The following is a 22782-nucleotide window of genomic DNA, read 5'->3' as shown; positions in this document are numbered from 1 at the left end:
GCGAACCACCCAACAGCGCATGCTGCGCGCCTGCACGCGCTAGGCTTCGGAAGATACTGCAAGGTGGTCGCCCATGAGCCTGAGCTTCGATCCGGACACGATCGCCCTTCCCGTCGGTCACTTCATCGACGGGGAACTGATTTCGGCTGAGAGCGGGGTCGAGATGCGCCGCCCGTCGGATGGGAAGGGATACGCCGCCTGCCCCGTGGCCGATGTCGATATGGTCGACCGCGCTGTGGAAAGCGCCAAGGCGGCGCTGAAGGCCAGCAACTGGGGCGGCGTTCGGCCGCGCGAGCGCACAAGAGCGCTTCACGCCTGGGCAGACTTGATCGAGGCGGAAGCCGCAACGCTCGCCCGGATCGAGGCATTGTGCTCGACCCGGCCCGTGGGCCAGCTCGTTGCCGGCGACATCGCGGTCACCGCCGAGCAGATCCGCTTCTTCGCCGAATTCGCCGACAAGGAAGGCAGCGAGTTGGTACCAACGGACGACACCAGTCTCGGCATGATCATGAGCGAGCCCTATGGCGTGGTCGGCGCGATCACGCCGTGGAATTTCCCGATCTCGATGGCCGGGTGGAAGCTCGGCCCGGCACTGGCCGCAGGCAATGCGGTCGTTTTGAAGCCTTCCGAGATGACACCCTTCTCGGCCGTCTATTTGGCGCAACTCGCCGTCCAAGCGGGGCTTCCCGCTGGACTGATCAACGTGGTTCTCGGCGACGGTCCGACCACCGGCACGGCGCTGACCGGCCATCCCGAGATCGCCAAGATCAGCTTCACCGGTTCGACCCGCGCGGGCTCGGCCATCATGGAGAACATCGCCCGCACCGGCGTCAAGCCGATGACGCTGGAGCTCGGCGGCAAGAGCCCGCAGATCGTCTTTGCCGATGCCGATCTCGACAGGGCGGCGACGGCGATCGCCGGCAGCGTCACCTTCAACGCAGGGCAGGCCTGCGTGGCGGGCACGCGCCTGATCGTCGAAAAAAGCGCCGCCGACAGGCTGACGGCCGCCATCCTGAAGCGGATGAAGGCGGTGCGGCCCGGCCCGACCTGGGATGAGGCGACGCAGTATTCGCCGATCATTTCGGAGCGGCAGCGAGCGCGTGTCGACGGCATCGTGCGGGCCGCGGTCGAGGCCGGCGGCAAATGCCTCACCGGCGGCCGCGCGATGGATTACCCCGGCTATTTCTACGAGCCAACGCTGATCGCCGATGTAGACCAGGCCAATCCGGCGATCGTCGAAGAAATCTTCGGCCCGGTCCTGACCATTCAGACTTTCGAGACCGAGGATGAGGCGCTGGCGCTGTCCAGCCATCCGACCTACGGGCTGGCCTCCGGCCTGTTCACCTCCGATCTGTCGCGCACCATCCGTTTCGCGCGCAGGCTCGAAGCGGGCACCGTCTGGGTCAACCGCTACAGCCGCTCGGGCGATCACATCCTGCCGACCGGCGGCTACAAGCGCTCCGGCATCGGCAAGGACCTCGGCCGCGAGGCCTATCTCGCCAACCGCAGGACGAAAAGCGTCCTGATCAGCCTGTGAAGAGATGCCGATGAAGTCCTACTCGATTGCCCTGATCCCCGGTGACGGCATCGGCCGCGATGTCACAGCCGCCGCCTGGACGGTGCTGGAAACAGCGGCCAGACACTCCGGTTTTGCTCTCACGGGAACCGAGTTCCCCTGGTCATGCCGTTTCTTCAAGGAAACCGGCCGCATGATGCCCGAGGATGGCATCGAGACCTTGCGCGGCTTCGATGCCATCCTGCTCGGCGCGGTCGGCTGGCCGGCGGAGGTGCCGGATTCGGTCTCGCTCCACGGCCTGCTTCTGCCGATCCGCAAGGCGTTCGTGCAATACGCCAATATCCGGCCGCACCGCCTGCTGCAGGGCGTGACGGGCCCGCTGCGGACCGAGAGCTTCGACATCCTGTGCATCCGCGAGAACACCGAAGGCGAATATTCGGGCGCCGGCGGGCGCGTGCATCAAGGCACGCTGGACGAGGTTGCTGTGGAGACCTCGATCTTCACCCGTGCCGGCGTCGAGCGCATCCTGCGCTTCGGCTTCGAGCAGGCGCGGGCACGGCGCGGGAAGCTAGCTTCCGTGACCAAGTCCAACGCGCAGAAATACTCGATGGTCTTCTGGGACGAGATCACGCGGATGCTGGCCGCTGAGTATTCCGATGTCACCGTAACCAGCTATCACGTCGACGCGCTCGCGGCGCGCATGATCATGGCGCCGGAGAGCCTCGATGTGGTCGTCGCCTCTAACCTGTTCGGGGACATACTGACCGACATCGGCGCGGCGATCCAGGGCGGCCTAGGCTACGCCGCCTCCGCCAACATCAATCCCGATCGCTCGGCGCCATCCATGTTCGAGCCGGTGCACGGTTCCGCGCCCGACATCGCCCATCTCGGCATCGCCAATCCGATCGCAGCCATCTGGTCAGGCGCGATGATGCTTCATCATCTTGGCGAAAAAGACGCAGCCGGCGGCGTCATGAAGGCGCTCGAAGCGACGACCGCGCGGAGCGTTGGAACCATCTCCGGCAAGGATAGCACGGACGCCATCACAGCCGCCGTCGTCGCGGCGCTCACCTGATTTGAAGGTCGTTTTCGATGAAAAGCTTGAAAGACAAAAGTCTCTTCCGCGAGGCCGGACTGATCGGCGGCAAATGGGTCGCGGCCGGCTCCGGCAGGACGGTCGATGTCGTCGATCCCGCGACCCAGGCAGCGATCGGCACCGTGCCCGACATGGCCGGATCGGAAACCCGCGCGGCCATAGACGCCGCGGCTTCCGCCTATGGCGACTGGAGGAAGAAGACCCATGCCGAACGCGCTGCCCTGCTGGAAGCCTGGCATGGCCTGATGCTTACGCATCTGGACGATCTCGCGCTGATCCTGACGACGGAACAGGGCAAGCCGCTGGACGAAGCCAAAGGCGAGATCCGCTACGGCGCCTCCTTCGTCAAATGGTTCGCGGAGGAGGCGCGTCGCATCAACGGCCACACCATCCCCTCGCCTACCACCGACCGCCGCATCATCATCCTGAAGGAGCCGGTCGGCGTATGCGGCATCATCACGCCGTGGAATTTTCCCAATGCGATGATCACCCGCAAGGTCGCGCCGGCGCTGGCGGCCGGCTGCACGGTCGTCATCAAGCCGTCCGAGTTCACGCCCTATTCGGCGCTCGCGCTCGGCGTGCTCGCCGAGCGGGCGGGCATCCCGGCCGGCGTCATCAACATCGTCACCGGCATGCCGGCCGAGATCGGCAACGAGATCATGGCGAACGAGACCGTGCGCAAGATCTCCTTCACCGGCTCGACGCGCGTCGGTTCGCTGCTGATGCGCGGGGCGGCCGACAGCGTCAAGCGGCTCAGCCTCGAGCTCGGCGGCAACGCACCCTTCATCGTCTTCAACGACGCCGATCTCGACCTCGCGGTCGAGGGCGCGCTCGCCTCGAAGTTCCGCAACGGCGGCCAGACCTGCGTCTGCGCCAACCGCATCCTCGTCCAGGCCGGAGTTTATGAAGCCTTCGCCGCGAAGCTCAGCGCCCGCGTCAACGCCTTGACGGTCGGACCCGGCACGCAGCCCGGAGTCGCCATCGGACCGATGATCAACATGGCGGCGGTCGAGAAGATCAACCGCCACGTCGAGGATGCGCTCGCCAAAGGCGCGGCGATCGTCACCGAAAAGCCGACGTTGCCGGACGGCCCTCAATATGTCGCGCCGCTGGTGCTGACGGGCGCCACAAAAGAAATGCAGCTCGCCGACGAGGAAACCTTCGGCCCGGTCGCGCCGCTTTTCCGCTTTGAGACGGAAGAGGAAGCGATCGCGCTGGCCAACGGGACGCCCTACGGGCTCGCCTCCTATTTCTACACCGAAAATTTGAAACGCGCCTGGCGCGTCGGCGAAGCGCTGGAGTTCGGCATGGTGGGGCTCAACACCGGCTCGGTCTCGATGGAGGTGGCGCCCTTCGGCGGCGTCAAGCAGTCCGGCCTCGGGCGCGAGGGCGCGCAGGCCGGCATCGAGGAGTATCTCGAGACGAAGAGCTTCCACATGGGCGGGCTGGGCTGAGGCAATTGGCCGAAGCCCGGCCGCGCCGGAAAGATCACTGAATCCGGTCCAGCGCCTTGTAGTAGAGGCCGACCATCGGCAGGAACCAAGGCTTGCCGGAATAGCCGGGGATGGCAGGCCACTCGAGCCCCTTCATCGGATTTCGGTCCTCGCGGCCGAGCATGGCATCGGCCATGACCATGCCGAGATGAGTGGAAAGCTGCGCACCGTGGCCGGAATAGCCCATCGCGTACCAGACCCCGTCATGGTAGCCGGCGCGCGGGAATCGGTCCTTGGTCATGTCGACCAGCCCGCCCCAGCAATAGTCGATCTCGACCTTGGCGAGTTGCGGGAAGATCGCAGCGAGACTTGCCCGCAATATCTGTCCGCTCCTGGCGTCGGAGCGCTGGTCCGATGTCGCCGAGAAGCGTGCGCGCCCACCAAAGATCAGGCGCTTGTCGGGTGAGAGCCTGAAGTAGTTGCCGATGTTCATCGAGGTCACGCATGTCCGGTTGCCGGGCATGGTCGCGGCGATCTCCTCCTCGCTCAACGGCCGCGTGGCGATGATGAAACTGCCGACGGAGATGATCCTGCGGCGGAAATAGCCGAAATTCGGGGTGGTGTAGGCGCCGGTCGCCACCAGCACGTTGTCGGCGCTGATGTGGCCGCGGGACGTTGTCAACTCATGCCTGTTGCCGGCCTGCTTGCGATCCGTCACCGCCGCGTTCTCGTGGATGACGGCGCCGTGGCGGGCCGCGGCCGTGGCCATGCCGGCCACATAGCGGCCCATATGCATCATGGCGCTCTTTTTCGACAGCATCGCGCCATAAAAGGGCGAGCCGATCTCGGATTTGAGATCTGCCGCCGACAGCAGCGCCGTATCCGGATCCACCTCGGCATGGAGGACTTCGAAGTTGCGGGCGATCGCCTCGAAATGCTGCGGCTTGGAGGCGAGCTTCAGCTTGCCGGCACGGCGGAAATTGCAGTCGATGCCTTCCTCGCCCACCAGCGCCTCGATGGTGTCGACGGCGTCGTCCAGAGCCCGATAGAGCGCGATTGCGCGTTCCTTGCCGAGTTCCGCCTTGGCCGAAAGGTAGCTGTGGGCGAGGCCGTTGTTCAGGTGCCCGCCATTGCGCCCGGATGCGCCCCAGCCCACCCGCTCCGCCTCCAGCACCACCACCTTGGCGCCGGCCTTCGCCAACTGGCGCGCAGCCGCAAGGCCGGTGAACCCGCCGCCGATGATGGCGGCATCGTAGTGTCCCTCGACAGGGCCTTGCGCGCCGCCGGAAAAGACGGGTGCCGTGTCGTGCCAGTAGGAGACCAGTTTCATCGGCAATCCGCCTGTTTCAAAGCCCGACCACGCCCGGAAGACCAGAAATATCGGCGATCTCGACGTAGCCGTAGTAAGGATTGGCCGGTTCGTGGCCGCGGTTGACCCAGACCTTGTTCTTGATGCCGAGATCGTGCGCCGACATCAGGTCGTAGCGGAACGAAGACGAGCAGTGAAGGATGTCTTGCGGGCCGCAGCCCAGCATGTCGAACATGTATTCGAAAGCCCTGAAACGTGGCTTGTAGGCCTGTGCCTGCTCGGCCGTGTAGACGGCATGGAACGGCGCACCCAGCTTCTCGACATTGGACATGATCTGCGCGTTCATGGCGTTGGAGAGGACGACCAGCGGAATTTCCCTGGCAACCTTGGCCAGGCCGGCCGGAACGTCCGCATGCGGTCCCCAGGTCGGAACGCGCTCATAGACCATTCTGGCGTCGTCAGGGCTGAAGGCGACGCCGTTGCGCTTGCAGGCGCGCTCGAGCGCGCTGTAGATGACGTCGGCATAGGGCTTCCAGTCGCCCAGTATCTCGTCGAGCCGGTACGCCGCGAAGTTCTTGATGAACTCCTGCATGCGCGGCTCGTCCAGCCGGCTGCCATAGAGGTCACGCGCCGCTTCCGCCATCTGGAAATTGGTCAACGTGCCGTAGCAGTCGAAGGTGATGTATTTGGGCCTGAAAGAAGCCATGTCCGTCGGTCTCCGGTGGAAGCAATCCCGTGTTGGATGTATTTCATCATAGGCCGGCAGGCAGCGAGCCGCCTGACCGAAATGGCCCTTTCAAAAGCAGAAAGTTCCGTATCCGCCGTCCGGTTTGGCACGCTGTAGCATCTTGACTGTCGACGCCAGTGCCACCCAGTGCCGTGAAACGCACCCGCCGGGAGCAGTCCAGCACAAGATGCGGCGCGCGCCCTGCGCTACGGCGAAAGATACCGCCGAAACCGAAACCTTCAGACGATCTGCGGCGCGCCGATGGCCGAGACTTGGCGTCGACGGAAGGATGACTCATGCAGCAGGACGAGATCGAGCTCCAGGCCTTAGGACCGGACCATATTGAGGGCGCGGTCGCACTTTCTTGCCAGGAGAATTGGCCGCATCGCTCGCAGGACTGGCAAATGGCGCTGCAGCTCTCGAGCGGCGCGGTCACGCTCGACGACCAGGGCCGGGTCACCGGAACCATCCTGGTAACGCCCTACGGTGCGGATTGCGCCATGATCAATATGGTGATCGTCGACAGGAACGTGCGGGGCAAGGGGCTTGGGCGCCGGCTCATGGAACAGGCCTTCGCCCTTGCCGGAAACCGTCCGCTGCGGCTCGTCGCGACGGCCGACGGCATGCCTCTCTATCAGAAACTTGGCTTCGTGCCCTCCGGTACGATCATGCAACATCAGGGCAACGTGACGGAGCTTGGCGCACCCGACGACGTGGAGGCGGCAAGCGCGAATGATCTGCCCGAAATCAAGGCGCTGGACCGCGACGCCTATGGCGCCGACCGTGAAGCCCTGATCGATGCTCTGGCCGAGCGCGGTGAATTCGCCGTCATCCGCCGCAACGGCGCTATCGAGGCCTATGCCGCGATCCGCCCGTTCGGACGCGGCGAGGTGATCGGTCCGGTCATTGCGGAAAGTGCATTGGAAGCCAGGGCTCTCATTAGCTTCTTCGCCGCGGCCCGCCCGGGCGCCTTCCTGCGCGTCGATACCGACAGCAGGACCGGCATCGCCGGCTGGCTAAAGGAAATCGGCCTTGCCCATGTCGGCGGCGGCGTGGCCATGGACCGTCCGCCCAAGAAGAGTGCCGAACAGGCCAGGCCAAAAGTTTACGCCCTCGCCAACCAGGCGCTCGGCTAGTCCGGAGGACAACAATGCTCGCCAATTCCCTGATCGAACTCGACCGCGCCCATCTCATCCATCCGGTCTCATCATATCGCGGCCATGAGGCACTCGGCGCGCGCGTCTTGAAATCGGCGAAGGGGGCGACTGTGACCGATGCGTCCGGGCGGCAACTCCTCGACGGTTTTGCTGGGCTGTGGTGCGTCAATGCCGGCTACGGCCACGACAGCATCGTCGAGGCGGCGGCTCGGCAGATGCGCGAGCTTCCCTACGCCACCGCCTATTTCGACCTCGGCTCGGAGCCGGCCATCCGGCTCGCCTCCGAACTGGCCGAGCGCGCGCCGGGGGATCTCAATCACGTCTACTTCACGCTTGGGGGGTCGGACGCGGTCGACAGCACGATCCGTTTCGTCCGCTATTACTGGAATGCCAAGCGAGAGCCGCAACGCGATCAGTTCATTTCCATCGAGCAGGGCTATCACGGGTCGTCGGTGGTCGGCGCGGGCTTGACCGCGCTGCCCGCCTTTCACGCCGGCTTCGGCATTCCCTTCGAATGGCAGCACAAGATCCCCTCCCCCTATCCCTATCGCAATCCGGTTGGCGAGGACGGGAACGCAATCATCGCCGCATCGCTCGCCGGGCTGAGGGCCAAGATCGAGGAGATCGGGCCGGAGCGGGTCGCCGCCTTCTATGCCGAGCCGATCCAGGGTTCGGGCGGCGTCATCGTCCCGCCGAAGGGTTGGATCAAGGCGATCCGCGACCTCTGCCGGGAGTACGGCATCCTGTTCATCGCCGACGAGGTGATCACCGGCTTCGGCCGCACGGGGCCACTGTTTGCCTGCACGGAAGAGGACATCGTTCCCGATTTCATGACCACTGCGAAGGGCCTGACTTCGGGCTATGTTCCAATGGGCGCCGTCTTCATGACCGATCATGTCTACAACGTCATCGCCGATGGCGCGGGCAGTTCGGCCGTCGGCCACGGCTACACCTATTCCGCCCATCCCGTCAGCGCCGCCGTCGCACTCGAGGTGTTGAAGCTCTACGAAGACGGCCTGCTGGAGAACGGCATCAAGGCCGGCGCCCGCCTGATGACGGGATTGACGGGCCTGAGCGACCACCCGCTCGTCGGCGAGGTGCGCGGTCGCGGTATGCTTGCGGCGATCGAGCTTGTGGTCGATAAGGAGAAGAAGACACCGCTTCCGGCATCGGCGATGCCATCGCGACGGATCTTCGACAGGGCGTGGGACAACGGCCTCATCATCCGTGCCTTCGCGCATGGGGTTCTCGGCTACGCGCCGCCGCTCTGCTGCACCGACAGCGATATCGACGCAATCGTCGAGCGCACGCGCCGAACGCTTGACCAGACGCTGGACGACGCGGATGTCCGCCAGGCCCTGGCATGACGAGCGACGGAGATTTCGCATTTCGAAATATCGCCGGGGCCGATGATTTCGCAATTTTGTGCCGCAACCTCGCGCCTTTTCGGCGAATCCAGCGCGGGGGAAGTGCCAGACTGCTTTTACGACAAGGCCAGAGAGCCCGAATTTCCGGGCTTTTGAAGAAGGCCGATGCCCCGGATAGCACGGAATTTTGTTCTGTTCAGCATGATGCAATTCGGCCACGCGCAGAGGAGAGCCAGTTTTGGCCAGGGGCTTTAGCGAATTCAAATACATGACCTTCGATGTGGTCGGCACGCTTATCGACTTCGAAGGCGGCATCACGAATTGCCTGGCGGGCATTGCCGCCGAGACCGGCGTTTCCATCGACGGCGAGGCAGCGCTGGCCCTTTACCGGCAGGCCCGCTATATGCCCGACGCGAGCCTGTTTCCCGACGATCTCGCGCGCGTCTACATGGTCATTGCGCCGCGCCTCGGCCTGCCGGCCGAGGAGAAATACGGCCTCCGCCTGCGGGATTCGGCCAGCATCTGGCAAGGCTTCCCGGACAGCGCGGCGGCATTGGCCGGGCTCGCGAAAACCCACAAGCTGATTGCCATGACCAATGCCCGGCGCTGGGCGCTCGACCATTTCGAGAAGCAGGTCGGATCGCCCTTCTTCGCCACCTTCACGGCCGACGATACCGGCACGGAAAAACCGGATCCGGGCTTCTTCCAGAAAGTGTTCGACTTCGTGGCCCCCCGCGGCGACAGCAAGGACGACATCCTGCACGTCGCGCAAAGTCAGTATCACGACATCGGCATATCCCGGGCGCTTGGCCTGACCAACTGCTGGATCGAGCGGCGGCACGCTCAGAAGGGCTACGGCGGCACGATCGAGCCCGAGCGCTTCACCGTGCCGGACTACCATTTCACGTCGATGGCCGCCTTGGCAGCGGCCGTGCGGGAAAGCCTGAAGGAACGAACCTGAACCCAAGCCCGGAAAGCCGCAGCAAGACGAGCATACCGACCAAACCAACAGAAAGGGGAATGACATGACCGACAAGATCACGAACTGGACCGGAGCAGACGATGCCATGGTCGAGAACGCCATTCGGCGGGGCGCGAGCCGCCGCGAGCTCCTCAAGATGCTGCTGGCCGGCGGCGCCGCGGTTGCCGCGGGCAGCATGGTGCTCGGCCGTGCCACGCAGGCCGTCGCCGCCACACCCGTGTCCGGTGGGAACTTCAAGGCCGCCGGCTGGTCGTCCTCGACCGCCGATACGCTCGATCCGGCAAAGGCGTCGCTCTCCACCGACTATGTCCGCTGCTGCTCGCTCTACAATCGCCTGACTTTCCTCGACAAGGAGGGCGTCACGCAGATGGAGCTGGCCGAAAGCTTCGACAGTAAGGACGCCAAGACCTGGACCGTGAAGCTGCGCAAAGGCGTCACCTTCCACGACGGCAAGGACCTCACCGCCGACGACGTGATCTTCTCGCTGAAGCGGCATCTCGACAAATCTGTCGGCTCCAAGGTCGCCAAGATCGCCGCGCAGATGACCGGCTTCAAGGCGCTCGACAAGTCGACCGTCGAAATCACGCTCGCCGATCCGAATGCCGACCTCCCGACCATCCTGTCGCTGCACCACTTCTTGATCGTGGCCGACGGCACCACCGACTTCTCCAAGGGCAATGGCACGGGAGCCTTTGTGCTTGAGACGTTCGAACCGGGCGTTCGTTCGGTCGTCACCAAGAACAAGAACTACTGGAAGTCGGGCAAACCCTATCTCGACTCCTTCGAATTCATCGCCATCAGCGACGATAGCGCCCGGGTGAACGCCCTGCTTTCCGGCGACATCAATCTGGCGGCCGCGATCAATCCGCGCGCCATGAAGCTCATCGCAGGCCAGCAAGGTTTCGAACTGTCGAAGACGACCTCAGGCAATTACACGGACCTCAACATCCGGCTCGACATGGACCCGGGCAGCAAGGCCGACTTCGTGGCCGGCATGAAGTATCTCGTCAACCGCGAGCAGATCGTGAAATCGGCATTGCGCGGCCTCGGCGAAATCGGCAACGACCAGCCTGTCTCGCCCGCGAATATCTTCCACAATGCCGACCTCAAGCCGAAGGCTTTCGACCCGGACAAGGCGAAGTTCCACTTCCAGAAGGCGGGTCTGCTCGGCCAGTCCATCCCCGTGGTCGCCTCCGACGCCGCGACTTCGTCGATCGACATGGCGGTGATCATCCAGGCCGCCGGTGCGGATATCGGCATGAAGCTAGACGTCCAGCGCGTCCCGTCCGACGGCTACTGGGACAATTACTGGCTCAAAGCCCCGGTCCATTTCGGCAACATCAATCCGCGCCCGACGCCGGACATCCTGTTCTCGCTCCTCTACGCCTCCAACGCGCCCTGGAATGAAAGCCAGTACAAGTCGGAGAAGTTCGACAAGCTGCTCGTCGAGGCGCGCGGCTCGCTCGACCAGGCCAAGCGCAAGGAAATCTATGGCGTAATGCAGACCATGGTCTCCGAGGAGGCCGGCACCATCATCCCGGCCTATATTTCCAACGTCGATGCCCTCTCCAGCAAGGTGAAGGGTTTGGAGCCGAACCCGCTCGGTGGCATGATGGGCTACGCAATGGCGGAATACCTCTGGCTCGAAGCCTAAGAGGCGCTTGCCGGGGACCGGTCAGCCGGCCCCCGGCACTGCATTGCGCAAGATTGTTCGGCCAAACGCAACCGCAGGGAGCGCTTCCATGAAGTCTGGGGTTTTCAACCTCGTGCTGAAGCGGCTGGCGGTCGCGGCCGTCACCCTTCTAATCGTCCTGTTCGCCGTGTTTTTCGCCACCAGCATGCTGCCCGGCGACACCGCGTCAATGTTGCTCGGCCAGGCGGCGACGCCTGAGGCGGTCGCCGGCCTGCGCGAGGCCATGCATCTCAACGATCCGGCGATCCTGCGTTTCCTGCGCTGGCTTCTCGGCCTGCTCCACGGCGACCTCGGTACATCCTATGCCAACGACATGCCGGTCGCGGCGCTGATCGGCGGGCGCCTGCTGAACACCGTGAAGCTCGCCGGCATCACCACCCTGCTATCGGTGCCGCTGGCCCTGACGCTCGGCATCACCGCCGCGATGTTGCGCGGCTCCCTCTACGACCGCACCGTCACCATCCTTTCGATCGGGGTCATCTCCGTGCCGGAGTTCATGGTCGCGACGCTGGCGGTCCTGGTGTTCGCAGTCTATCTCAAATGGCTGCCGGCGCTGTCCTCGGTCAACGAAGCGCATTCGCTTGCCGACCTCGTGCGCATCTACGCGATGCCGGTGATCACGCTCATCTTCGTCATCTCCGCCCAGATGATCCGCATGACCCGCGCCGCGGTGATCGAAACACTCTCCACGCCCTATGTCGAGATGGCCCTTCTCAAGGGCGCCTCGCGCAGCCGCATGGTGTTCAGGCACGCACTTCCCAACGCGCTCGGGCCGATCGTCAACGCGGTCGCGCTCTCGCTGTCCTATCTGGTTGGCGGCGTCATCATTGTGGAGACGATCTTCAACTATCCCGGCATCGCCAAGCTGATGGTCGATGCGGTCGCGACCCGCGACCTGCCGCTGATCCAAAGCTGCGCGATGATCTTCTGCCTCGGCTATCTCTTCCTCATAACGGCCGCCGACATCGTCGCCATCATGTCCAACCCGAGGCTCAGATGACAATGGTCCGCGCGGCATCCTCCCGACGGTCCTTCCTGGGCCACAGCTACAACCTCGTGGGCGTGGCGGCCTCGCTGGTCATCCTGGCGTGGACGCTCATCGCCATCTTCGCGCCTTACATCGTTCCCCATCCGATCGGCAACATCGTCGACGACGACTATTTCGGGCCAATGCGCCAGGGACTGTGGCTCGGCTCTGACTATCTGGGTCGCGATATGCTTTCGCGGGTCCTGATGGGCGCGCGCTACACCGTCGGCATATCGCTCGCCGCCGTCTCCATCGCCTGCTTTTCCGGCGTCGTGCTGGGAATGACAGCGGCCGTCACCGGCGGCTGGCTCGACACCTGCCTCAGCCGCTTCCTGGACGCCATGACCTCGATTCCCAGCAAGCTGTTCGGCCTTGTCGTGGTTGCGGCGGTCGGTTCCTCGATCCCGGTGCTGATCCTGACGCTCGCCGTCATCTATATCCCGGGCGCCTACCGCTTTACGCGGGCGCTTGCCGTCAACATCAACACCATGGACTTCATGACCGTCGCCCGCGTCCGCGGCGAAAGCACCGTTTATCTCATCGGGTCCGAAATCCTGCCCAATATCATCCGGCCCGTGCTGGCCGACTTCGGCCTGCGCTTCGTCTTCATCGTGCTTTTGCTCTCCGGCCTGTCCTTCCTTGGGCTCGGCCTCCAGCCGCCGCTCGCCGACTGGGGCGCGCTGGTGCGCGAGAACATCGGCGGCCTGCCCTTCGCGGCCCCCGCCGTCATCGTGCCTTCGCTGGCGATCGCCAGCCTCACCATCAGCATCAACCTGCTGATCGACAACCTGCCGCAGAAGATCAGGGACCGGAACGCATGACCAATCTTGTCGAGGTCAGGAACCTGAGGATCGAGGCGACGACCGACGCCGGACGGCTCGTCGAAATCATCAAGGGCGTCAGCCTCGACATCGCCGACGGCGAGATCGTCGCCCTGATCGGCGAGAGCGGCTCCGGCAAGACGACGGTGGCGCTCTCGCTCATGGGCTACGCGCGGCCCGGCTGCCGGATCACCGGCGGCGAGATCAACGTAGGCGGCAAGGACATGGCTGCGCTTTCCGAAAAGGAACGCGCCCGGTCGCGCGGCACCGACATTGCCTACGTTCCGCAAAGTGCCGCCGCCGCCTTCAACCCCTCATCCACGATCATGGAGCAGACCATCGAGGTCACGCGGATCCACGATCTGATGCCGCCCGAGCAGGCGCGAAAACGCGCGGTCGAGCTGTTCAGGGCCTTGTCGCTGCCGGACCCGGAAGGGATCGGCGCCCGTTATCCGCACCAGGTTTCGGGTGGGCAACTGCAGCGGCTGGCGGCGGCCATGGCGCTCATCAGCGATCCCAAGCTGGTCATCTTCGACGAGCCAACGACGGCGCTCGACGTTACGACCCAGATCGACGTGCTGAAGGCGTTCAAGTCGGTCATGCGGGCCGGCGGCATAGCAGGTGTCTACGTCTCCCACGACCTCGCGGTCGTCGCCCAGATCGCCGACCGGATCGTGGTGCTGAAGGGCGGCGAAGTGCAGGAGACCGGCACCACGGCAGCAATCCTTTCGGCTGCCAAGAATCCCTATACGCGGGAACTGCTGGCCGCCTTCGAACCGAAGCCGAGGCAAACACAGGCGGATGGAGATTCCGGACCGAAGCCGCTGCTTCGCATCGACAATCTGACGGCCGGATACGGACCGGTGAAACCTGACGGGCAGCCGGTTATCCGCGCGGTCGATTCCGTCAGCCTTGTTGTGGAGAAGGGGCGCAATCTCGGCGTCATCGGCGAATCTGGTTGCGGAAAATCGACGCTGGCGCGCGCCATTGCCGGCATTCATCCGGCGGCGGCCGGCGACATCATCTTCGACGGCAAGCAACTGGAGCGCGCCGTCGCGAAACGCACCCGCGACCAGCTGCGCGAGATGCAGATCGTGTTCCAGTATGCCGATACCGCGCTCAATCCGGCCAAGTCGGTGGAAGACATCGTCTCGCGCCCGCTGGTCTTTTACCATCGGCTCGACCGGCAGGCGCGCTCGAAGCGCGTCGACCAGTTGCTCGACATGGTGCGCCTGCCGAGGGCGCTGCGCTATCGGCGTCCATCGGAGCTATCGGGCGGCCAGAAGCAGCGCGTGAATTTCGCGCGTGCGCTGGCGGCAGACCCCAAGCTCATCATCTGCGACGAAATCACCTCGGCGCTCGACACGGTGGTGGCGGCCGCCGTGATCGAGCTGCTCAAGGAGCTGCAGCGCGAGCTGGGGCTCTCCTACATCTTCATCAGCCACGACCTCTCGGTCGTCGAGGCCATCTGCGACCAGATCATGGTGATGTACAATGGCGAGCGGGTGGAGCAGATCACGCCCGACAAGGTGAAGGCGCCCACCCACCCCTATTCCAAGCTTCTGTTCTCCTCCGTGCCGAAGCTCGATCCGACCTGGCTCGACGGCCTCGTCCGCGACCCCGAACTCGTCAACCAGTATGGCCACCGCTGACGAACGCTTGTCGCCCAAGACTGTGCAGCGGTTTTGGGACAACGACGTGCATAAAGCAGGGGACTTAAAGCGCCTCGCCCGAGTCCGTTTCGATGCGCCGCGCTCTGACGGGGCCGAGCCTCACATCGGAAACAGGCTGGGCAGGGGCATGTGCGCCTTGACGATGGGAGACTTCAGCACCACGAAGCTGAAATACTTGTCGATGCCGATATCCATGTCGGTCAGCCGCTCCATGATGGTCTGGTACTCGCCGATCCCGGCGGTCACGAATTTCATCAAATAGTCGTAGCCGCCCGACACGAGGTGGCATTCGATGACCTGGTCGATCTTCTCAACGACCGCGAGAAAGCGGGCGAAGTCCACCTGGCGATGGTTCTTCAAGGTGATTTCGGTGAACACGGTCAGCGTCTGGCCGAGCTTGCCGAGATTGACCTGCGCCGAATAGCCCTCGATGTAGCCCTCCGACTGGAGTTTCTTGACCCGCATCAGGCACGGGCTCGGCGACAGATGCACCAGCTCTGCCAATTCCACGTTGGTGACGCGGCCGTTCTTCTGCAGTTCGTAGAGAATCTTGATGTCGATCCGATCCAGTTTCACGGCCATCTCCAGAGAAAGCACGCCACAGCACAAAATGCTGTCTTGCCAACGAGCATCGACAGTACCACGGCCTGCCGGTCTGTCCATCCGAGCGGACCCATTTGAAACGCAGCGGCTCCCGATTTCGACCGAGCTTCCGGAATAAAATTCTGCGTCGACCTCAACTGCAGCAGCGGCTGCCTGCGCAACGCGCTAGATTGGAGCAAGAGACAGAGAAGATCATGCGCGCGCCGCTCCAGCAAATCGAGACGTCCGAAGAATTGCCGCAATCCGCGGACGCGGTGGTGATCGGCGGCGGCATCGTAGGTGTCTTCGCCGCATATTACCTGGCGAGGCGCGGCATGAAGGTCGCGCTTGTCGAAAAGGGACGCATCGGCGCCGAGCAGTCCAGCAGGAACTGGGGATGGTGCCGCCAGCAGAATCGCGACGCCCGCGAATTGCCGATGTCGACCCGAAGCCTCGACCTGTGGGAGCGCCTTGCGGCCGAAACCGGCGAGGACACGGGCTTTCGCCGCTGCGGCCTGCTCTATCTCAGCAATGACGAGGCGGAACTGGCCGGCTGGGCGCGCTGGCGTGAATTCGCCAGGACGGCCGGCGTGACCACGCATATGCTCGACAGCGCCGAGGCCAGCGAGCGCGGCCGCGCCACCGGCCGGACCTGGAAGGGCGGTGTTTTCTCGCCGAGCGACGGCACCGCCGATCCGTCGCGGGCCGCGCCTGCGGTCGCCCGCGCCATCCTCACGCTCGGGGGGACGGTGCACCAGGATTGCGCCGCGCGCGGTATCGAGACCGAGGGCGGGCGCCTGAGCGCCGTGGTCACGGAAAGCGGGACGATCCGGACCAAGGCGGCGGTGCTGGCCGGCGGCGCCTGGGCGTCCTCCTTTTGCCATCAGTTCGGTTTCCGCTTTCCGCAGGCGTCGATCCGCTCCTCCATCCTGTCGGTCTCGCCCGGCGCCGAGGGACTGCCCGATGCACTGCACACGGCACGAATCTCGGCCACGCGTCGCGGCGACGGCGGCTACACGCTCGCCATTAGCGGACGCGGGCGCGTGGACGTGACCCCGCAGCAGCTGCGCTTCTCCTCGCAGTTCCTGCCCATGTTCCTGAAGCGCTGGCGAAGCCTCGCGCCGGGCGGGCTGCAAGGCATGCGCTCGGGCCACGAAACGCTCCGACGCTGGCGGCTCGACCGGCCGACGCCGATGGAGCGCATGCGCATCCTCGATCCTGCCCCGGACCGGGCGACCATACGCCTGACCCACGCCCGGGCGATCGAGCTGCTGCCCGCCCTGCGCGAAACAACGATCAGCGCGGCCTGGGCCGGCTACATCGACAGCACGCCGGACGGCGTGCCTGCCATCGGCGAGGTCCACACCGTTCCGGGTTTCTTCCTGGCTGCCGGATTTTCGGGACACGGCTTCGGCATCGGGCCCGGCGCCGGGCATCTCGTCGCCGATCTGGTGACCGGATCGGAACCGATCGTCGACCCGCAATCTTACGATCCGCGGCGCTTCGACGCTTCGGCATGGGGGAAGGTCGCCGATTTCTAGAGTGCGACGGATCCCGGCATCCGTTGGCGAGTGTGGTCCACGCAATCGCATCAGCCTTTCCCAAGAAAGGCGCCGATAGGCGCCGGTCGGACCGGAGCCTGCCCGCGGAACCGACCGACAGCGCCGGGCGCGCAGCCGGCCTGCGCCGCGACCAGTTCGACGGCCGCCAACTGACAATAGCGCCCTTGGCACCGCCCCATGCCGACGCGTGCGAGCGATTTCACTCTGTTGGCCTCGCCGCCGCCGAAATCCGCGCTCTCGCGCACGGCCCCGGCAGTCACGTTCTCGCAGCGGCAGACGATCGCGTCGTCAGGGAGTGCGCGCACCATCTGGGACGGCCAGGGAAAGGCGCAAGCCAGACCGCGGGCAAAGCGCTCGAGCCGCGCGAGCTTGCGCAGATCGGCGCTCAACGAGGGCGCCGGACGTCCGAGATCGGCAAGGCACGCCGCCGCGGCAAGGCGTCCCGCGATCTCCGCGCCGTCCGCCCCAAGCAGACGCACCCCGTCGCCCGCGAGATAGACGCCGTTGCCGGCCCGCCCCATCAGGTCGGTCTTCGGCAGCCATTGCCGCCACTGCTCGTCATAGGTGAAGGCGCAACCCGCGAGGTCGGCCAGATGCGTCTCCGCCCGCAGGTGCCAGCCCATGCCGACCATGTCGCATGGAGTGAGGCGCTGCCGGCCGCCGGCATCGCGCCAGCGCAGCGCCGTGACACCCGATCCGTCGGCTTCGATCAGCTCGAGCGCCACGCCTGCATGATAGCGGCCGCCGAGCCTCGCCCGCAGGGCCAGGCCGCGCAACGCGACGATCGGACGGGCGGCAAGCTGCCAGAGCCCCCGCATCTGCTGACGCCAGGGGGAGGTGTCGAGCACTGCCGCCACATCCGCTCCAGCCTTGAGGAGCTGCGCGCCGACCAGCGTCAGTAAAGGTCCCGATCCCATCAGGACGATCCGCCGCCCGAGCGCCACGCCCTGCGCCTTCAGCGCGATCTGCGCCGCGCCAAGGCTGTAGACGCCGGCGCTCTGCCAGCCGGGGACCGGGGCGACGCGGTCGGCCGCGCCGGTGGCAAGGATCAGGCGGTCATAGCCGATCACTTGCACGCCGCCCTCCCCCAGCACGTGCAGCCGACCCCCGTGCGTGGCGATGACGGAGCTGCGTGCGCAATAAGTGAGCCGCCTCTCTTCTGCCAGCCGATCGAAGTGCGCATGCAGCGCGCGCGCCTTCGCGGCCTCCGAGGCGTAGAGCTGTTCCGGCGTGCGGATGAACCCGGCAGGCGGCCGGCGATAAATCTGCCCTCCCGCGCTATGCCCTTCGTCGATCACCACCGGATGCAGTCCGGCTTCGATCAGCGTCACGGCGGCCCTTATGCCGGCGGGGCCGGCTCCAACGATCACGATCCGCGGCGACGAGGTCTCGCTCATGGCCAGCTCTCCGGCTGCGTCGTGCGTAACCGCATACCTTCGGTGACAGGGGTCGAACACGCCCGCAGGCGCGGTCCTTCCTCCTGCCACACCCAGCAATCCTGGCACGCTCCCATCAGGCAGAAACCGGCACGCGGCTCGGGTCCGAACTCGGACCTTCGCAAGGCTTGCTCCGACGCCAGCATGGCGGTCAGCACGGTGTCGCCCGCCAGCGCGCGACGCATCTCACCGTCGAGAAAGAACTGCACCTGTGCCCGGTCGCGCTCGGCCAGCCGGACGATACGGCCGGCCGTGATCATTCCGCGGCCTCTCGCACCGGGCGAGGACGAGGCAATTCGGGGAAGCGTTGGCAGACTGCATCGAAGGCCGCCTGGACACCGTCCGGCCCGGAGCGCCCCTTCATGCGGCGGAAGATTTCCGTCTTGGCGAAGAACCGCCAGTGGATCGGCAAGGCGTCCAGCACTGCGTGGAGCCGGTCATAGGCGGCCGGGGTCCACTGCGCTTCGTAGCTCTCGCGCTCCGGACCGAAATGGAAATGGCCGGGGGGCGGTTGCTGCGACGCGCGCAGCCGTTCCGTCGCCTGCGCATCAATCTCGCCGCCGCGGATGACGACGCCATAGTCACGCTCGGCAGCTATCGGCGAGACATAGCCACGCCGCACATCCTGCGCGACACGCCAGGGCTCGCGTTCATGCGGATCGCCGCGTCCCCCTCCCCCGGCGGAGCGGATTTCGAGCACATCGCCGGGCTGCAGCACCGCCGTGTCGATGTTGCCCAACCGCCGCTCGTGCTCGGTCCCCGGATTGACGACCATATCCGACAGGCCGGCCGCCTTGCCGCCCAGCACGCCCCAGGGACGAAAGAAACTGCGGTCGCGGTTGCGCGCCGTGATCCTGGAGTCCGGGGCAAAGACGCGGAACGCCATCTCGGTCGCCAACCCGCCGCGCCAGCGGCCCGCGCCGCCGCTGTCCTTCGCAAGCCCGTATTTCACAAACTCGACAGGGGTCTCGGTCTCGGTGATCTCGATCGGCGTGTTCTTGAGATAGGCGGCATCGGCGCCCGAGCCGTTGGTCCCGTCGCGATGGGGCATCGCGCCGCCGCCGCCCACCACCGGGTTCACCGCCGCGATCACGCTCCGGCTGGTGCGCTCGTCGGTGGTCATGACGTTGAGGATGCAGTTGTTGCCGGCCGGAGCCGCCGGCAGCCGCTCCGGCACTGCCTGCGAGAAGGCGCCGAAGATGACCGATCGCAGCCGGGCGCAGGTCAGCGAGCGCATGCCCACAGCGGCGGGGTGGACCGGGTTCAGCACCGATCCTTGAGGCGTGATGCAGATGAAGGGTCGGGTGAGGCCCGTGTTGAGCAGGATCTTCGGGTTGAGCGTGTAGAGCACGTAGTAGACGCCCACCAGCAGCATGGTGTGGCGCGGGTCGCCACCCGAAGGCACGTTGAGCGAGGAGCCGAGCTGCGGATCGGAGCCGGTGAAGTCGAGCACCGCCTCGTCACCCCTGATCGTCAACGTCAGCTTCAGCCGGCAGGGATTGGCCTCGACCGAATCCTCGTCGGCATAGTCGGCGAATTCCCATGTGCCGTCGGGCATGGAGCGCAGCACATCGCGCGCCTGCGCTTCGGCATGGTCGAGAAGCGCGGCCACGCCTTCGATGAAGCCGGCCTTGCCGAACTTCCTCACCATCGCCTGGACCTTGCGCTCGCCTGTGTTGAGCGCGCCAACCAGCGCCTTGATGTCGCCAATGTTGAGGTCGGGCTTGCGCACGTTGGTGCTCATGATCCGCAGGATCGTCTCGTCGAAGACGCCCTCCCTCACCAGCTTCATGGGCGGAAACCGAATGCCTTCCTGGTGGATTTCGGTCAGCGCCCGGCTAAGCGAAGCCGGCACCGCCCCGCCCATGTCGGTGTTGTGGATGTGCCCTCCGGTCCAGGCGACGATCTCGCCGTCGACGAAGACCGGCTTCCACAGATGCGTGTCGGGCGCGTGCGTGGCGACGTGGCCCGAATAGGGATCGTTGGTGAAGGCAACGTCCCCCGGCCGGTAGTCGCCCACCATCGCGATCGCGCGCTGATAGGAAAGCCCCGGGTACCAAGTGGCGCCGAGCTCCATCGGGACGGCGAAGGTCGCTCCTGAACGGTCCATAAGCATCACCGTGAAGTCCTGCGTCTCCTTGACGAAGGCGGAATGCGCGGTGCGGTGCAGCGTGTGGGCCATGTTCTCGGCGGCCGCGCGGGCATGGTTTGCGAGAACCTGCAGGTTTGTCCGGTCGAACAAGGCAGTCACTCCGCGAAGGTCAGCAGAAGGTTGAGATGGCGGTCGACCCGTGCCTGCGCTCCCGCGGGAATGGCAAAGGTGGTGTCTTCCTGAACGACCACGGCAGGCCCATGAAATGTGCTGCCCGGCACGAGGCTCTGCCGGTCGTGGAGGTCGACGGTCTCGACGCCGAGGCCCGTATAGACCGGCAGCCGCCGCGCCGGAACGACCGGAACCTCTATCTCGTCGATCTCTGGGAAGGAGAGCGCCGGACCCGCGCCGACGACCGACAGCCGGACGTTCACAAGCTCGATCTCGCCGTCCGGGTCGTGGAAATCGTAGAGCCGCTCATGGGTGAGGTGGAAGGCTTGCTCGATTGCCGCCACATTGCCGCCCGACAGCCAATCCGGCGAAAGAACGACCTCGATCTCATAGCTCTGCCCGACATAGCGCATGTCGCAGGAGAGATTGAGTTCCGCCGCCGCATCATGCCCCTGCGCCGCGAGCCAGTCACGGCCTTCTCGCGCAAGCGCCTCGAAGGTCTCGCGGATTGCGGGAAGCGACGCGCCCGAGAGCGGGCTGAAGATGGTGCGGATGAAGTCTCCGCGCAGATCCGCCACCAGTCCGCCCAGCGCCGACACCACGCCGGGGCGGCGCGGCGCCAGGACGCGCGTCATCCCGAGCTCGCGGGCAAGGAAGGCTCCGAGCATAGGGCCGCCGCCGCCGAAGGGCATCAGCGTGAAATCGCGCAAGTCCACGCCGGCGCGCGAGGCGAGCTTCTCGACCTCGACGAACATCTCCGACACCGCGATGCCGAGGATCGCCTGCGCGGCCTGCTCGACCGGACGGCCGAGCTTGGCGGCAAGGTCTCCGACCGCGCGATGCGCCAGTTGGGTATCGATCCGAAGCTGCCCATAGGCCATCTCGCTATGACCGAGCCATCCGCACACCACCATGGCGTCCGTGACCGTCGCTTGCTCGCCGCCACGGCCGTAGCATGCCGGTCCCGGCGTCGAGCCGGCCGACTCCGGCCCGACGCGCAGCACTCCTTGCGCGTCGACGCTGGCGATCGAGCCGCCGCCGACACCGATCGAGCTGACCGACACCGATGGGATATGGAGCGGAAATTCGCCGATAAGCTCGCCGGTGCCGAACTGTGGCTCGCCGCCGATGATGAGCGCGAAGTCGGCCGAGGTCCCGCCGATGTCGAGGGTAAGAACCTTGTCCTCTCCGGCCTGGCGCGCCAGCCACGACGCGCCGATGACCCCGGAGGCCGTTCCCGACAGCAGCATGTTCACGCAGGCGCGCTTGCCTTCGGCGGCGTTCATCAGCCCGCCGTTCGATTTCGTCAGCATCGGGCGGGCCGGCACGCCGCGGGCTTTCAGCCGCTCTTCCAGCGCCGTGAGATAGCCTGAGACGCGCGGATGGACATAGCCATTGAGGATGGCGGTCGAGCTGCGCTCGTATTCGCGGATGACCGGCCAGACCTCGGCCGAGGAGAAGACGAAGAGGTCGGGCGCAAGACGCGCGATCGCCGCCCTGACGGAGGCCTCCTGCGCGGCGTTGCGCCAGGCATGGAGGAAGGACACGATAATCCCTTGCGCCCCGTTCGCTTTCGCCGCCGCGACCGCCCTCTCGACGGCCGCCATGTCCGGCGCCTGGGATTCATTCCCATCGGCGCGCATGCGAGCCGGAATGCCGAAGACCATGTCGCGCGAGATCAGCGGGTCGGGCCGCGAGCAGAACAGCGAATACATGTCCGGCATCCGAAGCCGCGCGAGTTCGATCACGTCCTCGAAGCCGGCATTGGTGAACAGCGCGAGCGGCGCGCCCTTGCGCTGGATGATCGTATTGATGCCGACGGTCGTGCCGTGCACGAAGCGCGTCATATGGGTAGGATCAAGGCCTTCGCGTTCGGCCAGAATGGTGAGACCCGTCATCAGCTCGGCGCCCGGATCTTCCGGCGTCGTCAGCACCTTCAGCGAGGCGAGCCGTCCGGTACGGGTCTCGAGCGCACAGAAATCGATGAATGTCCCGCCGATATCGACGCCGACCTTCCAATCGGTTTCGTTCCGCGCCTCATCCGCCGCGATGGCACCATCCATGATGCGTCCCTTCCTGTCTGCCAACAAATGCTGGCACGACCGGATGGTTCGCGTCCAAGATGGATGATGAGCAAG

The 22782-nt window shown here is 65.4% G+C and carries 18 protein-coding genes; 11 read left to right on the top strand and 7 right to left on the bottom strand.

The window, feature by feature from the left end:
- Positions 1–73: 73 nt before the first annotated feature.
- The 3 genes from EH240_RS13530 to EH240_RS13520 are packed head-to-tail and all read left to right on the top strand — an operon-like array spanning position 74 to position 4066.
- Entirely contained in the window at positions 74–1537 is a 1464-nt protein-coding gene (locus tag EH240_RS13530; protein WP_124998977.1) for an aldehyde dehydrogenase family protein, read from the top strand.
- Positions 1538–1547: 10 nt separating this feature from the next.
- Positions 1548–2591: a tartrate dehydrogenase gene (locus tag EH240_RS13525; RefSeq protein ID WP_124998975.1), complete on the top strand. Its 1044-nt coding sequence runs from the start codon at positions 1548–1550 to the stop codon at positions 2589–2591.
- Between the two features lie 17 nt (positions 2592–2608).
- Entirely contained in the window at positions 2609–4066 is a 1458-nt protein-coding gene (locus EH240_RS13520; RefSeq protein ID WP_124998973.1) for an NAD-dependent succinate-semialdehyde dehydrogenase, read from the top strand.
- A 34-nt stretch (positions 4067–4100) separates the two neighbouring features.
- On the opposite strand, the gene EH240_RS13515 is transcribed toward EH240_RS13520, so the two are convergent.
- Both EH240_RS13515 and EH240_RS13510 read right to left on the bottom strand, forming a co-directional pair.
- Positions 4101–5375 (bottom strand): NAD(P)/FAD-dependent oxidoreductase, encoded by a 1275-nt coding sequence (locus EH240_RS13515; RefSeq protein ID WP_124998971.1) that lies wholly within the window; start codon positions 5373–5375, stop codon positions 4101–4103.
- 16 nt (positions 5376–5391) lie between these two features.
- Positions 5392–6060, bottom strand: a complete 669-nt coding sequence (locus tag EH240_RS13510) for a haloacid dehalogenase type II (RefSeq protein WP_124998969.1) — start codon at positions 6058–6060, stop codon at positions 5392–5394.
- 317 nt (positions 6061–6377) lie between these two features.
- Here EH240_RS13510 and EH240_RS13505 point away from each other — a divergent pair, with 317 nt between their 5' ends.
- The 7 genes from EH240_RS13505 to EH240_RS13475 all read left to right on the top strand — a co-directional run bounded on the left by EH240_RS13505 (position 6378) and on the right by EH240_RS13475 (position 14780).
- Positions 6378–7217 carry a GNAT family N-acetyltransferase gene (locus EH240_RS13505; protein WP_124998967.1) on the top strand — a complete coding sequence of 280 codons (840 nt, stop codon included), beginning with the start codon at positions 6378–6380 and terminating at the stop codon, positions 7215–7217.
- Positions 7218–7231: 14 nt separating this feature from the next.
- Positions 7232–8605 carry an aspartate aminotransferase family protein gene (locus EH240_RS13500; RefSeq protein ID WP_124998965.1) on the top strand — a complete coding sequence of 458 codons (1374 nt, stop codon included), beginning with the start codon at positions 7232–7234 and terminating at the stop codon, positions 8603–8605.
- A gap of 268 nt (positions 8606–8873) precedes the next feature.
- The gene (locus tag EH240_RS13495; RefSeq protein WP_425374793.1) at positions 8874–9566 is read left to right on the top strand and encodes an HAD-IA family hydrolase; all 693 of its coding nucleotides are present in this window, start codon (positions 8874–8876) and stop codon (positions 9564–9566) included.
- A 64-nt stretch (positions 9567–9630) separates the two neighbouring features.
- Positions 9631–11241, top strand: a complete 1611-nt coding sequence (locus EH240_RS13490; protein WP_124998961.1) for an ABC transporter substrate-binding protein — start codon at positions 9631–9633, stop codon at positions 11239–11241.
- Positions 11242–11329: 88 nt separating this feature from the next.
- A complete protein-coding gene (locus tag EH240_RS13485; protein WP_124998959.1) occupies positions 11330–12280 on the top strand; it encodes an ABC transporter permease in 951 nt (316 codons plus the stop codon).
- Positions 12277–13128, top strand: a complete 852-nt coding sequence (locus tag EH240_RS13480) for an ABC transporter permease (RefSeq protein WP_124998957.1) — start codon at positions 12277–12279, stop codon at positions 13126–13128. The genes EH240_RS13485 and EH240_RS13480 overlap by 4 nt, the downstream gene beginning before the upstream one ends.
- Positions 13125–14780: an ABC transporter ATP-binding protein gene (locus tag EH240_RS13475; RefSeq protein ID WP_124998955.1), complete on the top strand. Its 1656-nt coding sequence runs from the start codon at positions 13125–13127 to the stop codon at positions 14778–14780. Before EH240_RS13480 ends, EH240_RS13475 begins: the two co-directional genes overlap by 4 nt.
- A gap of 120 nt (positions 14781–14900) precedes the next feature.
- On the opposite strand, the gene EH240_RS13470 is transcribed toward EH240_RS13475, so the two are convergent.
- Positions 14901–15377 carry an Lrp/AsnC family transcriptional regulator gene (locus EH240_RS13470; RefSeq protein WP_124998953.1) on the bottom strand — a complete coding sequence of 159 codons (477 nt, stop codon included), beginning with the start codon at positions 15375–15377 and terminating at the stop codon, positions 14901–14903.
- A 221-nt stretch (positions 15378–15598) separates the two neighbouring features.
- Between EH240_RS13470 and EH240_RS13465 the strand changes: the two genes are divergently transcribed.
- On the top strand, positions 15599–16924 hold the full coding sequence (locus EH240_RS13465) for an NAD(P)/FAD-dependent oxidoreductase (RefSeq protein WP_124998951.1): 1326 nt from the start codon (positions 15599–15601) through the stop codon (positions 16922–16924).
- 50 nt (positions 16925–16974) lie between these two features.
- Here EH240_RS13465 and EH240_RS13460 read toward each other — a convergent pair whose 3' ends face one another.
- From EH240_RS13460 to EH240_RS13445, 4 genes are read right to left on the bottom strand one after another with little or no spacing between them, the layout of a single operon-like run.
- Positions 16975–18342 (bottom strand): FAD/NAD(P)-dependent oxidoreductase, encoded by a 1368-nt coding sequence (locus EH240_RS13460; protein WP_124998949.1) that lies wholly within the window; start codon positions 18340–18342, stop codon positions 16975–16977.
- Positions 18339–18641: a (2Fe-2S)-binding protein gene (locus tag EH240_RS13455; protein ID WP_124998947.1), complete on the bottom strand. Its 303-nt coding sequence runs from the start codon at positions 18639–18641 to the stop codon at positions 18339–18341. The genes EH240_RS13460 and EH240_RS13455 overlap by 4 nt, the downstream gene beginning before the upstream one ends.
- On the bottom strand, positions 18638–20623 hold the full coding sequence (locus tag EH240_RS13450; RefSeq protein WP_124998945.1) for a hydantoinase B/oxoprolinase family protein: 1986 nt from the start codon (positions 20621–20623) through the stop codon (positions 18638–18640). Before EH240_RS13450 ends, EH240_RS13455 begins: the two co-directional genes overlap by 4 nt.
- 5 nt (positions 20624–20628) lie before the next feature.
- Positions 20629–22707: a hydantoinase/oxoprolinase family protein gene (locus tag EH240_RS13445; protein WP_124998943.1), complete on the bottom strand. Its 2079-nt coding sequence runs from the start codon at positions 22705–22707 to the stop codon at positions 20629–20631.
- Between the last annotated feature and the right edge of the window lie 75 nt (positions 22708–22782).

It is taken from the genome of Mesorhizobium tamadayense (assembly GCF_003863365.1).
Taxonomy (GTDB): domain Bacteria; phylum Pseudomonadota; class Alphaproteobacteria; order Rhizobiales; family Rhizobiaceae; genus Mesorhizobium; species Mesorhizobium tamadayense.
The sequence above is the reverse complement of the archived record's forward strand: the minus strand, read 5'-3'. Positions and strand labels throughout refer to the sequence as shown.

Coding starts and splice junctions, on each gene's coding strand:
- EH240_RS13530 (WP_124998977.1), top strand. CDS start 74: ATGAGCCTGAGCTTCGATCCGGACACGATCGCCCTTCCCGTCGGTCAC.
- EH240_RS13525 (WP_124998975.1), top strand. CDS start 1,548: ATGAAGTCCTACTCGATTGCCCTGATCCCCGGTGACGGCATCGGCCGC.
- EH240_RS13520 (WP_124998973.1), top strand. CDS start 2,609: ATGAAAAGCTTGAAAGACAAAAGTCTCTTCCGCGAGGCCGGACTGATC.
- EH240_RS13515 (WP_124998971.1), bottom strand. CDS start 5,375: ATGAAACTGGTCTCCTACTGGCACGACACGGCACCCGTCTTTTCCGGC.
- EH240_RS13510 (WP_124998969.1), bottom strand. CDS start 6,060: ATGGCTTCTTTCAGGCCCAAATACATCACCTTCGACTGCTACGGCACG.
- EH240_RS13505 (WP_124998967.1), top strand. CDS start 6,378: ATGCAGCAGGACGAGATCGAGCTCCAGGCCTTAGGACCGGACCATATT.
- EH240_RS13500 (WP_124998965.1), top strand. CDS start 7,232: ATGCTCGCCAATTCCCTGATCGAACTCGACCGCGCCCATCTCATCCAT.
- EH240_RS13495 (WP_425374793.1), top strand. CDS start 8,874: ATGACCTTCGATGTGGTCGGCACGCTTATCGACTTCGAAGGCGGCATC.
- EH240_RS13490 (WP_124998961.1), top strand. CDS start 9,631: ATGACCGACAAGATCACGAACTGGACCGGAGCAGACGATGCCATGGTC.
- EH240_RS13485 (WP_124998959.1), top strand. CDS start 11,330: ATGAAGTCTGGGGTTTTCAACCTCGTGCTGAAGCGGCTGGCGGTCGCG.
- EH240_RS13480 (WP_124998957.1), top strand. CDS start 12,277: ATGACAATGGTCCGCGCGGCATCCTCCCGACGGTCCTTCCTGGGCCAC.
- EH240_RS13475 (WP_124998955.1), top strand. CDS start 13,125: ATGACCAATCTTGTCGAGGTCAGGAACCTGAGGATCGAGGCGACGACC.
- EH240_RS13465 (WP_124998951.1), top strand. CDS start 15,599: ATGCGCGCGCCGCTCCAGCAAATCGAGACGTCCGAAGAATTGCCGCAA.
- EH240_RS13460 (WP_124998949.1), bottom strand. CDS start 18,342: ATGAGCGAGACCTCGTCGCCGCGGATCGTGATCGTTGGAGCCGGCCCC.
- EH240_RS13455 (WP_124998947.1), bottom strand. CDS start 18,641: ATGATCACGGCCGGCCGTATCGTCCGGCTGGCCGAGCGCGACCGGGCA.
- EH240_RS13445 (WP_124998943.1), bottom strand. CDS start 22,707: ATGGATGGTGCCATCGCGGCGGATGAGGCGCGGAACGAAACCGATTGG.